12 protein-coding genes are annotated in these 13051 nt (G+C 67.2%); 8 read left to right on the top strand and 4 right to left on the bottom strand.

Going from position 1 to position 13051, the window contains the following annotated elements; all coding sequences use genetic code 11:
• Window positions 1–31: 31 nt before the first annotated feature.
• Window positions 32–2131, bottom strand: coding sequence for a S9 family peptidase (locus ASF80_RS03990; protein ID WP_056308184.1), 2100 nt, complete (start codon window positions 2129–2131; stop codon window positions 32–34).
• Between the two features lie 156 nt (window positions 2132–2287).
• On the opposite strand from ASF80_RS03990, the gene ASF80_RS03985 reads away from it, so the two are divergent.
• Both ASF80_RS03985 and ASF80_RS03980 read left to right on the top strand, forming a co-directional pair.
• Entirely contained in the window at window positions 2288–3670 is a 1383-nt protein-coding gene (locus ASF80_RS03985) for an inorganic phosphate transporter (RefSeq protein WP_056308183.1), read from the top strand.
• Window positions 3667–4002 (top strand): hypothetical protein, encoded by a 336-nt coding sequence (locus ASF80_RS03980; RefSeq protein ID WP_056308180.1) that lies wholly within the window; start codon window positions 3667–3669, stop codon window positions 4000–4002. Before ASF80_RS03985 ends, ASF80_RS03980 begins: the two co-directional genes overlap by 4 nt.
• A 24-nt stretch (window positions 4003–4026) precedes the next feature.
• Here ASF80_RS03980 and ASF80_RS03975 read toward each other — a convergent pair whose 3' ends face one another.
• Entirely contained in the window at window positions 4027–4593 is a 567-nt protein-coding gene (locus tag ASF80_RS03975) for a TetR/AcrR family transcriptional regulator (RefSeq protein ID WP_056308178.1), read from the bottom strand.
• An 81-nt stretch (window positions 4594–4674) separates the two neighbouring features.
• Between ASF80_RS03975 and ASF80_RS03970 the strand changes: the two genes are divergently transcribed.
• Together ASF80_RS03970 and ASF80_RS03965 are read left to right on the top strand one after the other, a co-directional pair.
• Window positions 4675–5589 (top strand): phosphodiesterase, encoded by a 915-nt coding sequence (locus tag ASF80_RS03970; protein WP_056308176.1) that lies wholly within the window; start codon window positions 4675–4677, stop codon window positions 5587–5589.
• Window positions 5590–5682: 93 nt separating this feature from the next.
• Complete coding sequence (locus ASF80_RS03965; RefSeq protein WP_056308175.1) at window positions 5683–7143, top strand: aspartate ammonia-lyase; 1461 nt, start codon at window positions 5683–5685, stop codon at window positions 7141–7143.
• A 69-nt stretch (window positions 7144–7212) separates the two neighbouring features.
• Here the strand turns inward: ASF80_RS03965 and ASF80_RS03960 are convergent, their stop codons facing one another.
• Window positions 7213–8082, bottom strand: coding sequence for a fumarylacetoacetate hydrolase family protein (locus ASF80_RS03960; protein ID WP_056308173.1), 870 nt, complete (start codon window positions 8080–8082; stop codon window positions 7213–7215).
• 89 nt (window positions 8083–8171) lie between these two features.
• Between ASF80_RS03960 and ASF80_RS03955 the strand changes: the two genes are divergently transcribed.
• The 4 genes from ASF80_RS03955 to ASF80_RS03940 all read left to right on the top strand — a co-directional run bounded on the left by ASF80_RS03955 (window position 8172) and on the right by ASF80_RS03940 (window position 11664).
• On the top strand, window positions 8172–9611 hold the full coding sequence (locus ASF80_RS03955) for a PrsW family intramembrane metalloprotease (RefSeq protein WP_200934740.1): 1440 nt from the start codon (window positions 8172–8174) through the stop codon (window positions 9609–9611).
• Window positions 9612–9624: 13 nt separating this feature from the next.
• On the top strand, window positions 9625–10326 hold the full coding sequence (locus ASF80_RS03950) for an alpha/beta fold hydrolase (RefSeq protein ID WP_056308172.1): 702 nt from the start codon (window positions 9625–9627) through the stop codon (window positions 10324–10326).
• 233 nt (window positions 10327–10559) lie between these two features.
• Window positions 10560–10928, top strand: a complete 369-nt coding sequence (locus ASF80_RS03945; protein WP_056308170.1) for an FKBP-type peptidyl-prolyl cis-trans isomerase — start codon at window positions 10560–10562, stop codon at window positions 10926–10928.
• Between the two features lie 181 nt (window positions 10929–11109).
• Entirely contained in the window at window positions 11110–11664 is a 555-nt protein-coding gene (locus tag ASF80_RS03940; protein WP_056308168.1) for a YceI family protein, read from the top strand.
• Window positions 11665–11695: 31 nt separating this feature from the next.
• Here ASF80_RS03940 and ASF80_RS03935 read toward each other — a convergent pair whose 3' ends face one another.
• Window positions 11696–12988: an MFS transporter gene (locus ASF80_RS03935; protein ID WP_056308166.1), complete on the bottom strand. Its 1293-nt coding sequence runs from the start codon at window positions 12986–12988 to the stop codon at window positions 11696–11698.
• Window positions 12989–13051 lie beyond the last annotated feature (63 nt).

The raw sequence follows: 13051 nt of genomic DNA, 5'->3' as shown, positions 1-13051 counted from the left end.
CGGATCGGCCCGCTCTCGTCGCTGAGGGTGGTCAGCGTGAGGCGAGCCCGACCGTGTCGAGGATCCACGCCAGCTCGAAGGCGCGCTCCTTCCACGAGTTGTACCGCCCGCTCACGCCACCGTGACCGGCGACCATCTCGCACTTGAGCATTGCGTCCGAGGCTCCTGCGACGCGCAGCGCCGCGATCCACTTGGCCGGCTCGACGTAGAGCACGCGGGTGTCGTTGAGCGACGTGACGGCGAGGATGCGGGGATACTCGACGCCTTCACGCACATTCTCGTACGGCGAGTACGACTTCATGTACTCGTAGACGTCAGCCCCGTGCAGCGGGTCACCCCATTCGTCCCACTCGATCACCGTGAGCGGGAGCGACGGGTCGAGGATCGTCGTGAGCGCGTCGACGAACGGAACGGCGGCCAGAACTCCGGCGAAGAGCTCGGGAGCGAGGTTCGTTATGGCTCCCATGAGCAGGCCGCCGGCGCTGCCGCCCTCCGCGACGAGCCTCTCGGGGGTCGTGATGCCCTGCTCGACGAGGTGCTCGGCGCATGCGACGAAGTCCGTGAACGTGTTGCGCTTGTTCAGCAGCTTGCCGTCTTCGTACCACTGCCGTCCCATCTCGCCGCCACCGCGCACGTGCGCGACGGCGAAGACGATGCCTCGGTCGAGCTCGGACAGACGGGCGACCGAGAAGCCGGGGTCGATCGAGTGCTCGTATGACCCGTAGCCGTAGAGGTGAACGGGTCGAGCCTCGGAACCCGGGTCGCCGAAGGAGCGCTTCCAGACGAGCGAGATGGGCACGCGAGTGCCGTCGGATGCGGTGGCCCAGGCGCGCTGCTGGCCGTAGTCGAGCGGGTCGTAGCCGCCGAGGACGGCGACCTGCTTGCGGAGTTCGAGTTCGCGCGTCGCGAGGTCGAGCTCGTACACGGTGCCGGGTGTGACGAACGAGGTGTAGCCGAGGCGCAGGTACGGCGAGTGCCATTCCGGGTTGCCGCTGACACCGGCCGAGTACAGGGGCTCGTCGAAGACGATGTCCTCGACGGCGTCCGTCGAGTAGTCGAGCAGCCCGACGCGCTCCAGCCCCTCACGGCGGTACTCGACCGTGGCGAAGTCGCGGAACGCGTCCATGCCGAGGAGTCGGCGCCCTGGTTCGTGCGCCAGGACGACCCTACGCTCGCCCCCGGGAGCGGATGCGGCGACCGACACGAGCTCGAAGTCCAGCGCGCCGTCGTTGTGGAGGATGTACAGGCGATCCTCTCCGTCGACGACCGCGTGCTCGAGCGAGTACTCGACGCCCTCGCGCCGGGGCCAGACGATCTCGGGCGGCGCGGTCAGATCGCCCGAGAGATCGACGAGGTACTCCTCGCTCGTGATGCTGGAGCCGACGGCGATCACCAGGTACCTGCGACTGCGGGTGATCCCGGCGCCCAGCCAGTACTTCTCATCGGGTTCGTGGAAGAGCTTCACGTCCTCCGCCACCGGCGTGCCGAGGCGGTGCAGCCAGAGGGTGTCGGGGCGCCAGGCGTCATCCCTGGTCGTGTAGAGGATGCCGGTGCCGTCGGGGGTGAAGAACGCGCCTCCCGTGTCGGGGATCTCGTCGGCGAGAGTCTCTCCGGTGACGAGGTCGCGGACGTGCACCGTATAGAGCTCGTCGCCTTCGAAGTCCGTCGCCCACAGCAGCCTGGTGGCATCGTCCGAGGTGTCGAACGCGCCGAGTGAGAAGAACTCGTGGCCCTCGGCCTCGACGTTGCCGTCGAGCAGCACGGTCTCACCGGCCACCGGAACGCCGGGTTCGAGCACCGGGGGAGTCCAGTCGCCCTCGGCCGCAGCAGTACGACAGTGGATGCCGTACTGGGAGCCCTCCTCGGTGCGGCTGTAATACCACCAGTCGCCGCGCCGAGTCGGCACGGAGAGGTCTGTCTCCTGCACTCGACCCTTGATCTCCTGGAACAGCGTCTCGCGCAGTCCGGCGAGGGGGGAGAGCTCCGACTCGGTGTGTGCGTTCTCGGCCTCGAGATGCGCGATCACCTCGGGGGAGTCCTTCTCCCGCAGCCATTCGTACGGGTCATCGAAGGTGTCCCCGTGGTGAGTGCGGAGTGTCGAGCGGCGGTCTGCGATCGGGGCATCAGTCACGGCTCCCACGCTAGCCCAGGTCGAGTTGACCGGCACCCGACAGGGTGGGAAGATTGCCCGGGGCCGGTTAACGGAAGTCAAACCCACGGTGAACTCTTCGTTCGTCACGTCGATCACGTCGACACCTCCTTCTTCCTCAACGACCGAAAGCGAACGGTGGAAACCGCAGCCCTCATCGTCGTGCTGGTTATCCTGCTGGCACTCTTCTTCGACTTCACCAACGGGTTCCACGACACCGCGAACGCGATGGCGACGCCCATCGCGACGGGTGCTCTCAAGCCCAAGACCGCGGTGCTTCTCGCAGCGGTCCTGAACCTGGTCGGTGCATTCCTCTCGACAGAGGTCTCCAAGACCGTGTCGCACGGGATCATCCGAGAGGACACCATCCAAGGTGATGCGTTCCTGCCGATGATCTTCGCCGGTCTCATCGGCGCGATCACCTGGAACATGCTCACCTGGCTGCTCGGTCTGCCATCGAGCTCCTCCCACGCGCTGTTCGGCGGCCTCATCGGGGCCACGCTGATCGGAGTCGGAGTCGGCGGGATCGACTTCGGCATGGTGCTGTCGAAGATCATCCTCCCCGCTCTCATCGCTCCGCTCACCGCGGGCATCATCGCGTTCGCCGCCACGAAGCTGGCGTATTCGATCACGCGGCGATACGACGGCAAGCCCGACGGTCGCGACGGCTTCCGCTGGGGGCAGATCTTCACCTCCTCGCTGGTGGCGCTCGCGCACGGCACGAACGACGCCCAGAAGACGATGGGTGTCATCACCCTCGCGCTGATCACGGTCGGCTGGCAGAGCAGTTCGCAGGCCGACCCGCATCTCTGGGTCATCATCGCCTGCGCCGTCACGATCGCGCTCGGCACCTATCTCGGCGGCTGGCGCATCATCCGCACCCTCGGCAAGGGACTCACCGAGGTCAAGCCCGCACAGGGCTTCTCGGCAGAGAGCTCGACCGCCGCGACGATCCTCGCATCCAGCGCCTTCGGATTCGCCCTCTCGACGACGCAGGTCGCATCGGGATCCGTGATCGGATCGGGGCTGGGTCGCCGTGGTTCGACCGTGCGGTGGCGCACTGCCGGTCGCATCGCGATCGGCTGGCTGCTCACGCTTCCGGCCGCCGGTGCCGTCGGTGCTCTCGCCGCGCTCCTGATCACATGGCTCGGCAACTGGGGCATCGCGATCGACACGGTGCTGGCTCTCGCGGTCATCATCGGACTCTTCCTGCGTTCGCGCAAGGACGCCGTGACTCCCGCGAATGCGATGAGCGACGTGGCGGAATCGGGGCTGGCGATCGAGCACCCCGACACCACCCCTCTCACCCGCCGTCAGCAGCGCATCGCCGATGCGAAGGCTGAGGCCAAGGCTCGCGCGGAGGCTCGGGAGCAGGTCAAGGTCCAGGCGAAGGCCGACGCCAAGGCGAAGGCCGACGCGAAGGCCGATGCGAGGGCGAAGGCCACGAAGAAGGCGGCGAAGAACGAGACGCCCCCGAAGATCGACGATGCCGAGACGGCGAACAGCGAGGAATCGAAGTGAGCGTCGACATCGACTGGAGTGCATTCGTCCAGGTGTTCCTCGCAGCGCTCGTCGGCGCCTGCGCAGTGGTGACGTTCTACGCTTTCGGGCTCCGGCTGCTGGTCCGCAGCGGTCGCGCCCCTGTCGTGAGTCCTGCCGAGTTCACCGATGCGATCACCGTGATCACAGAGAAGGAGCTCAAGCGTGCCGCGAAGCAGGCTGCGAAGGCTGCGAAGAAGAGTCCTCTGACGGACGGACAGCGTCGCGTGGCCCTCTTCGGCGCCTACGGATGCTTCGCACTCTGCGCGGTGGCGGTCGTGGCCGGCATCCTCATCATCGTCGTCGGGCACTGACCGGGCGTCGAGAGTCGGGCGTTCTCAGCGCAGCAGCCCTGCGACGAGGTCGTCGACGATGTCATCCGTCGAGGTGTCCGGATCGATCGGAGTGGTGAGCCGATCGAGCATCAGCCCGTCGATCGCGTAGTGGAACAGCGCGATCTCGCGGCGGCCGCCCGGGAGTCCCGCAGACGAGTTGAACTCGACGTCTCCGGCGAATCCGGCCCGCTGCCACGCGCCGAGGAGCGCAGCGACCTCGGGTCGGCGGCTGCTCTCGAGTCGTAGCTCGAAGAGGGCGAGCGTCACATCCCGATCCTCGGTGAGGCGTCGGACGATGTCGCGGATGTAGTCCGCGAACAGTTCCCTGCTGGGCGCCTCCGACGACCGGCGAGCGAGATCGTCCTCGCTCGGGGCGAGACGCTCTCCGATGCGCTCGACGAGCCCCTCCACGAGGGAATCGCGGCTCCGGAAGTAGTTCGACGTGGTGCCCACGGGGACGCCGGCGACGAGGTCGACGGCTCGATGAGTGAGCCCTCGTGAACCCTCCGCCGCGAGGACCGAGAGTCCGGCATCCGCGATCAGTCTTCGTCTGGTCTGGTTCTTCGCCATGGAGGAACCCTATCTCGACTACTACAGCTGATGTGGTACCGCTCCTCGTGCCGGTGTCGGAGTCGCGCCTAGGCTGGCATCATGGCAGCGCACTCCGACTCCGAGTTCGTCTTCGGCCGTCACGAACCGGCATCCCACGTGATCATCCACGTGAGCGACCCGCATTTCCTCGCCGGCGGCGCGAGGCTCGGCGGTCGCTACGACGTGGAGTCGAACTTCGCCCGCACGCTCGACGCGATCCGGAACGTGCATCCGCACCCCGCGGCGATCGTGATCACGGGTGACCTCACGGATCTGGGGGAGCCCGACGCCTATCGGCGCCTGCGCACCGCCGTCGAACCGGTGGCCATCGAACTCGGCGCACCCGTCGTCTGGGTCGCGGGGAACCACGACGAACGTCCGGCGCTGCGCGAAGGACTGCTCGACCAGGAGCCGAGCCAAGATCCGATCACCGGTGTCTGGGACCTCGACGGACTGCGGCTGATCGCTCTGGACACGAGCGTTCCCGGCTGGCATCACGGCGACCTCGACGACGGCCAGCTCGCGTGGCTCGCCGACCTGCTCCGTGAACCCGCACCTCATGGCACCTTGCTCGCGATGCATCATCCACCACTCCCGAGCCATGTCCCGCTGTTCGACATTCTGGAGCTTCGGCACCAGGACGAACTCGCCGAGGTCATCCGGGGGAGCGACGTGCGCGGGATCCTCGCCGGGCACCTGCACTACTCGGCACACGGAACGTTCGCCGGGGTGCCGGTGAGCGTCTCGTCGGCGACGTGTTACACGATGAACGTCGCCCGCCCTGCAGCCGACGTGAACGGGATGGATGCGGCTCAGGCGTTCCAGATCGTGCATGTGAGACCCGACACGATCACGCACACCGTGGTTCCGGTGGCCGACGCCCCGACCGGCGACCATTTCTCTCAGGCGTGGCTGGAGAGGATGGGGAGGCTCAGCCCGGAGAAGCGACTCGAGGCGTTCTCGCGCAAACGCTGACGCGCCGTCGTATCCCTGTCGGCGCATGCACTCGGGCGTAGACTGGATGCATCCCCCGCACCACACACTCGCCACTACCCACAAGGATGTGACATGGCTTCTGCCGCGCCTGCCCTCACCCGTACCGAGACCGATTCGCTCGGGAGCATGGAGATTCCCGCCGACGCGTACTGGGGGATCCACACTGCTCGCGCCGACGCGAACTTCCCGATCACCAAGCGTCCGATCTCGGTCTACCCCGACCTGATCGTCGCACTCGCGATGGTCAAGCAGGCCAGCGCTCGAGCCAACCGCGAGATCGGCGTCCTCGATGCCGAGCGGGCCGACCTGATCGACCGTGCGGCGCAGCGCGTGATCGACGGGGAGTTCCATGACCAGTTCACGGTCGGCGTCATCCAGGGTGGTGCCGGGACCTCGACGAACATGAACGCCAACGAGGTCATCACCAACATCGCCCTCGAGCTTGCGGGTCACGAGAAGGGCGATTACGCGTTCCTCTCGCCGATCGACCACACCAACCGCAGCCAGTCCACCAACGACGTGTACCCGACCGCCGTGAAGATCGGCCTGTCGCTGACCCTGCGCTCGCTGCTCGAGGAACTCGATCTGCTGCGCGTGTCGTTCCTCAACAAGTCGCACGAGTTCCACGACGTGCTCAAGGTCGGCCGCACGCAACTGCAGGATGCCGTTCCGATGACGCTCGGTCAGGAGTTCCACGGGTTCGCATCGACGCTCGGCTTCGACCACACGCGTCTCACCGAGAACGCCTCGCTCATGTTCGAGATCAACATGGGCGCCACGGCGATCGGCACCGGCATCACGACGCACGTCGACTACGCGCCCGCCGTGCTGAAGCATCTGCGCGAGATCACATCGCTCGACCTCGTCACCTCCGCCGACCTCGTCGAGGCCACCAGCGACACCGGCTCATTCATGTCGTTCTCGTCGACGCTGAAGCGCAATGCGATGAAGCTCTCGAAGATCTGCAACGACCTGCGGCTGCTGTCGTCGGGCCCGCAGGCCGGTTTCGGTGAGATCAACCTGCCCGCGATGCAGGCGGGTTCGAGCATCATGCCCGGCAAGGTCAACCCCGTGATCCCCGAGGTCGTCAACCAGGTCGCCTTCGCCGTCGCCGGTGCGGACATGACCGTCACGATGGCGGCCGAGGCCGGTCAGCTGCAGCTCAACGCCTTCGAGCCGGTCATCGCGCACTCGATCTTCCAGTCGATCACCTGGATGCGCCAGGCGATGTGGACGCTGCGCGTGAACTGCGTCGACGGCATCACCGCGAACCGCGACCGCCTCGGTGCGATGGTCGGAGCGTCGGTCGGCGTCATCACCGCGCTCACCCCGTTCATCGGCTACGCGGCGGCGGCCGCGCTGGCCAAGACCGCGCTCCTCACGAACCGCAACGTGGCCGATCTGGTCGTCGAGGCCGGTCTGATGTCGCGTGAAGAGGTCATCAAGCAGTTGTCGCCGGCGCGCCTGTCCGGTCTCGAGGCGATCACGGCGGCGATCCCGGTCATCGCCCCCGAAGATCTCATCGAGATCTGACGAGACACGGCGAAGGGGCCCCGGCGGATATCCGCCGGGGCCCCTTCGCCGTGTCTGCGTGCGAGGCGTTCAGCCCTCGACGCGGCAGTGCGTGGTCAGCTCGCCGATGCCGTCGATGCCGACGGTCACCGTCGAACGATCGCGCAGGAAGATCTGAGGATCACGGGAGTAACCGGCGCCGCCGGGGCTTCCCGTCGAGATCAGCGTGCCGGGCAGCAGCGTCAGCGACTGCGAGAGGTGCGCGATGAGCTTCGCGACCGAGCGCACCATCTGATCCGTGCTCGCGTCCTGCACGGTCTGTCCGTCGACGACGGCCCAGATGTGCAGGTCCTGCGGGTCGGAGATCTCGTCGGCCGTGACGGCGAAAGGCCCGGTCGGCGTGAATCCGTCGAACGACTTGCAGCGAGACCACTGCGCCTCGGAGAACTGGACGTTACGCGCGGTGATGTCGTTGACGACCGTGTAGCCCCAGACGTACGAGAGCGCCTCTGCTTCGCTGACGTCCTTGGCGGGCGTGCCGATCAGAACCCCGAGCTCAGCCTCGTAGTCCACGGCCTCGCTCAGCGCGCGCGGCCACGATGTGGTCTGCTCGTGCCCGGTGAGGGAGTTGGGCCACAGGGTGAAGACGGTCGGCGCTGCGTCGGTCTTCAGACCGAGCTCGCTCGAGTGCGCCGCGTAGTTGAGCCCGACCGCGAGGACGGCGGGGGGAGCGATGACCGCGGAGGCGAAGTCCCATGCTTCGAGCGGATGCCGAGGGGCATCGCCGCCCGCGACGGCCGACCGCAGTGCGGCGAGCATCTGCTCTCCGCCTTCGATCAGCTGCTGCAGAGAGCCAGGGGGGTCGGGAAGGAGATCGGAGACGAGGATGGCGTCGGCACCCTCCACCACTGCGAGATGCGCAGCGGGAGAGTCGGCACGACGCAGATGAGCGAACCGCATGCTCCTACGCTATCCGGTGAGCCACGGGAATTGCTGGAGGAAGTCGCCAGACCGTGGGGAAGTTGATTGTTCCCCATATGCTTTTGCCTATGAGTTCCGGAGGACCGTCCCAGCCATCGCCGTACACGCCGCCGCCTGCGCCCCAACACCCTCCGGCCCAGCAGGCGCCGACGCCGGGGCAGCCTCCGGCAGCGCCGCAGCCGCAGGCGTATCCGCAGCAGCAGCCGGGGTACGCACAGCAGCAGCCGGGATACCCGCAGCAGCAGCCGGGATACGCACAGCCGGGATATCAGCCGCCGGCTCCGCAGCAGTACTCCGCCCAGCAGTACGCGCAGTCGAACTACACACCCGCGCAGTTCACGCAGCGTCCGGCGTATGCGTCCGTGCTCGCTCAGCCGACTCCCTACTCTCCGCCGGCACCCGCAGCCCCATCCCCGGCGCAGGGGCTGCCCGCGCTGCCCGCTGCCCGTCGCGGCGGACGCATCGCCCTCTACTCGCTGTTCGGCTTCCTCGGACTGCTGCTGCTCGCTCTGATCGCGTACTTCGGGCTCTTCCTCGGCCCGCTCGCATCGATCATCGGCTTGGTTCTGGCTCTCGTTCCGCTCGCGATCGTCTTCTTCGTCGTGCGGATGATCGACCGGTGGGAACCCGAGCCCAAGTCCCTCGTGTTCTTCGCGATCGCGTGGGGCGCGATCGCCGCCGTGGGACTCACCCTCCTCGTCGATCTCGGACTCACCGCGGTCCTCGGGTTCCGGGGAGAGGTCGCCGGCGCCGTCATCCAGGCGCCCATCGTCGAGGAGTTCTGGAAGGGCTTCGGCGTCTTCCTGATCTTCCTCATCGCCCGTCGCGCCTTCGACGGTCCGGTCGACGGTGTCGTGTACGGCGCTCTCGTGGGCGCGGGGTTCGCCTTCACGGAGAACATCCAGTACTTCGCGATCAGTCTCATCGAGGGCGGCGGTGAGCAGCTGACCGTGACCTTCATCCTGCGCGCGATCATGTCGCCGTTCGCCCATGCCATGTTCACCTCGCTGACCGGCCTCGCGATCGGCCTGGCGGCCCGGCGGCATGCGTCCACGGGCGCCGTACTCGGCTTCGGGCTCCTCGGGATGCTGGGTGCGATGTTCCTGCACGGTCTCTGGAACGGATCGTCGTTCGCGAACTTCTTCCTGCTGTACTTCGTGCTCCAGGTGCCGCTGTTCGTCGGCTTCATCTTCGGGATCATCGCTCTCCGGCGCGAGGAGTCGCGTCTCACCAGGGCGCGGCTCGGCGACTATGCCGCAGCCGGGTGGTTCACGCCGGAAGAGGTCACCATGCTGGCGACGCCGGCCGGTCGCAAGACGGGGCTCGGCTGGGCATCGCAGCTGCGCGGAGACCGCCGCCCGCTCATGCGGGAGTTCATCAAGGATGCGACGACGCTCGCATCCGTCCGCCAGCGCGCCATCACCGGACGCGATCCGATGGCTCCGGCGGATGAGCAGGCCCTGCTCGCGCGGACACGGGCCACCCGAGCCGCGCTGCTGGCCTACTGAGTCACGAGGACCCATGGCCACCTTCGTCCTCGTGCACGGTGCAGGAGACACAGGGTGGTCATGGCATCTGGTCGCGGCGGCTCTCCAGGAGCGGGGGCACGAGGTGTTCGCGCCCGACCTGCCCGGCGATGATGAGGCGCTCACGCTCGACGATTACGCGGATGCCGTGGTCGCGGCGGTCGGCCATCGCCGAGGCGGGATCGTGGTCGGCCACTCGTTCGGCGGATTCACGGCGCCGATCGTCGCCGACAGGCTGTCGGCCGACGCCCTCGTGATGCTGGCGGCGATGATCCCCGAACCGGGGGAGTCGCCCGACGAGTGGTGGCAGAGCACCGGTTTCGGTGCGGCCGCCGAGGCGCAGGCCGCGCTGGACGGCGGACTCACCGGAAATGCAGATCCGTTCGTGGGGTTCTTCCACGACGTTCCTCGCCCGCTGGCCGAGGAGGCGATGCGGCGAGAGCGTGCGCATCCCTCCGCAGCGGCGATGGCCGCTGTCTGGCCGCTGACATCATGGCCGAACGTGCCGACACGTGTCGTCGTGTGCACCGAGGACAGATTCTTCCCACCGGACTTCCTGCATGATCTCGCGCGGACTCGCCTCGGCGTGGTCGCGGACGAGATCCGGGGGAGCCACTGCGTCGCGCTCAGTCGGCCCGATGAGCTCGCGTCGATCCTCATCGGATATGCGGACGAGGTCGATCCGACCGGAATCTGAGGCCGCCCGGTGCGACGCCTCGTGACAGACTCAGCGCCCGGTGCTGCGGCGATGCCTGCATGTCTACCGGGCGCTGAGTTGGTCTGTAAACAGGGTGCACCCGGTGTGGGCGAGTGTCAAGACCTTCGTGGAAGCCGGCGGTCGGCTCCCGCTCTGCCGGGCGAGTCCCGTGTTCGCTCTGAGCAGTCGTCACCGCGTTGACCCGCGCCCCGAGGCTCGGGTTGGATGGAAGCATGACTGATCGCACAAAGCCTGAGTTCGACGCCCCCACCGGTCCCGCTCCCGCGGAGCTCGTGATCCGCGACATCATCGAAGGAGACGGCACCGAGGCGAAGCCCGGCGACACCGTGACCGTTCACTACGCCGGTGTCGAGTTCGAATCCGGCGAGGAGTTCGACTCTTCGTGGGGTCGTGGCGAGACCATCCAGTTCCCGCTTCGCGGCCTGATCCAGGGCTGGCAGGACGGCATCCCCGGCATGAAGGTCGGCGGACGCCGCGAACTCGTCATCCCGCCGCACCTGGCATATGGGCCCGTCGGAGGTGGACACTTCCTGTCCGGCAAGACCCTCATCTTCATCATCGACCTCGTCGCCGTCGGCTGAGTCGCTCGACACAGGAAGGCGCCGTCCCCGTCAGGGCCGGCGCCTTCGTCATGAGTAGGCGAAGAACTTCGGCATTCAGGGGAATACATGCATCTGCATGTAAGTTGTAACCCGTGACGCCGTGAACACGGCCCCTCATCCGTTGCCGCACAGTGCGGCTGATGTCTCCCGAGGAGAAACCATGACCAGCATCGACATTCCCGGCTACCGCGCAGGCACTTGGGTGCTCGACCCGTCGCACAGCGAGGTCACCTTCAGCGTGCGCCACATGATGATCTCCAAGGTGCGCGGCACCTTCGGTGTGAAGAGCGCGACTCTCGTCGCTCCCGAGAACCCGCTCGAGGCCCGCGTCGAGGCGAGCGTCGACGTCACCTCGATCGACACGAAGGACGAGGGTCGCGACACGCACCTCCGTTCGGGTGACTTCTTCGACACCGAGAACTTCCCGACGATGGAGTTCGTCTCGACCGGTGCACGCGCAGAGGGCGGCGAGCTCTTCGTCGACGGCGACCTGACCATCCGCGGCATCACGAAGCCGGTCAGCTTCGAGCTGGACTTCGGCGGCTTCGGCTCCGACCCGTGGGGCAACTACAAGGCCGGCGCCTCGGCGAAGACCGTCATCAACCGCGAGGACTTCGGCCTGACCTGGAACGCGGCGCTCGAGACCGGCGGCGTGCTCGTCGGCAAGGACGTCACGATCAGCCTCGACCTGCAGGGCGCGCTGCAGCAGGACTGATCACCAGGTGATCTCAGAGAACCCCGGGCCCTCAGGGCTCGGGGTTCTCTGCGTCGTAGGCCCGGAACCGGGAGCTGCGTCGTGCGAGCAGTGCGACGAGAGCGATCACCAGGAATCCGCCGAGCAGAGGCGGGAACCACAGCGTCGTGATCGACGCGAGTGTTCCCGCGTACAGTGCGCCGATCCGTGGTCCCCCGGCGACGACGATGATGAACACGCCCTGCAGTCGTCCGCGCATGGTGTCCGGCACGGCCGCCTGCATCATCGTGTTCCGATAGATCGAGCTGACGTTGTCGGACGCGCCCGACAGGGCGAGGGCGATGCACGCGGCGACGATCAGTGCGACGTTCGGGATCTTCTCCGTCGCCGGATCCGAGAACGCGCCGATCAGCAGGACCACACCGAACGCGAGGATCGATGCGCCGTACGCCTCGACCGCTCGCTCGATACCTCTTCCGTGCCATCGGTACTGAACCACGCGCCCCGAGAACAGGCTCGACGCGAAGGTCCCGACGGCGACCGCGGCTGTGAGGATGCCCGTTGTCACCGCGCCGCCGCCGAGCAGCACGGTGCCGAGTGCCGGGAACAGCACCAGCGGCTGGCCGAAGGTCATCGCGATGATGTCCATGACATACTGCGTGCGGATGTTGCTCGCTCGTTTCAGGAACCTCCACCCGTCGACGAGGGAGGCGAGTCCTGGGCGCACGATCTCGCCTTCGGGGCGCAACGTCGGGAGAGTCCAGAGCCCGAGGAACATCGAGAGCATCAGGACGACGTCGATCGTGTAGGTCCACCCGTATCCGGTGAGGGCGACGAGGATCCCGGCCAGGGCGGGGCCCGCCATCACGGTCAGACCGAACGCGACGCCGTTGAGCGCGGATGCCGCGGCCAGCAGGTCCCGGGGGATGAGGCGCGGAACGATGGCGGTACGGGTCGCCATTCCGACGGAGTTCGCGGCCGAGTTGACGATGCTCAGGATGTACAGCCACCAGATCGTCTCGGCGCCCGTCCAGGTGAGGGCTGCGAGCAGGGCGGTCGACGCGAAGGTCACCGTCGCGGCGATCAGGGCGACACGACGCCGGTCGAACGCGTCGGCGAGCATCCCACCGTAGAGGCCGGCGAGGATCATCGGCACGAGACCGGCCACGGCGATCATCGAGACTGCAAAGGTGCTACCGGTGAGCGCGAACACGTGCAGCATCACGGTCACGATCGTGAGCTGACCGCCGATGCCGGCGAGCACGGAGCCGGTCCACATGCGCGCGAATGCCGGGCTGGCCTTGAGTGGACTGAGATCGATCAGATGACTGCGAGCCGTGCTCACGCCGCGTGCCTGTCATGCATGTTCCGAGCGTATCCGAGGTGCGAGGAGCGGAGGCCGCCGCCG

Source organism: Microbacterium sp. Leaf159, assembly GCF_001423615.1.
Lineage (GTDB): Bacteria > Actinomycetota > Actinomycetes > Actinomycetales > Microbacteriaceae > Microbacterium.
The sequence above is the reverse complement of the archived record's forward strand: the minus strand, read 5'-3'. Positions and strand labels throughout refer to the sequence as shown.

Bases quoted from the DNA above. Each gene is read 5' to 3' on its own strand.
- ASF80_RS03950 (WP_056308172.1), top strand. From the start codon at position 9,625: ATGGCCACCTTCGTCCTCGTGCACGGTGCAGGAGACACAGGGTGGTCA.
- ASF80_RS03960 (WP_056308173.1), bottom strand. From the start codon at position 8,082: ATGCGGTTCGCTCATCTGCGTCGTGCCGACTCTCCCGCTGCGCATCTC.
- ASF80_RS03970 (WP_056308176.1), top strand. From the start codon at position 4,675: ATGGCAGCGCACTCCGACTCCGAGTTCGTCTTCGGCCGTCACGAACCG.
- ASF80_RS03945 (WP_056308170.1), top strand. From the start codon at position 10,560: ATGACTGATCGCACAAAGCCTGAGTTCGACGCCCCCACCGGTCCCGCT.
- ASF80_RS03965 (WP_056308175.1), top strand. From the start codon at position 5,683: ATGGCTTCTGCCGCGCCTGCCCTCACCCGTACCGAGACCGATTCGCTC.
- ASF80_RS03940 (WP_056308168.1), top strand. From the start codon at position 11,110: ATGACCAGCATCGACATTCCCGGCTACCGCGCAGGCACTTGGGTGCTC.
- ASF80_RS03975 (WP_056308178.1), bottom strand. From the start codon at position 4,593: ATGGCGAAGAACCAGACCAGACGAAGACTGATCGCGGATGCCGGACTC.
- ASF80_RS03955 (WP_200934740.1), top strand. From the start codon at position 8,172: ATGAGTTCCGGAGGACCGTCCCAGCCATCGCCGTACACGCCGCCGCCT.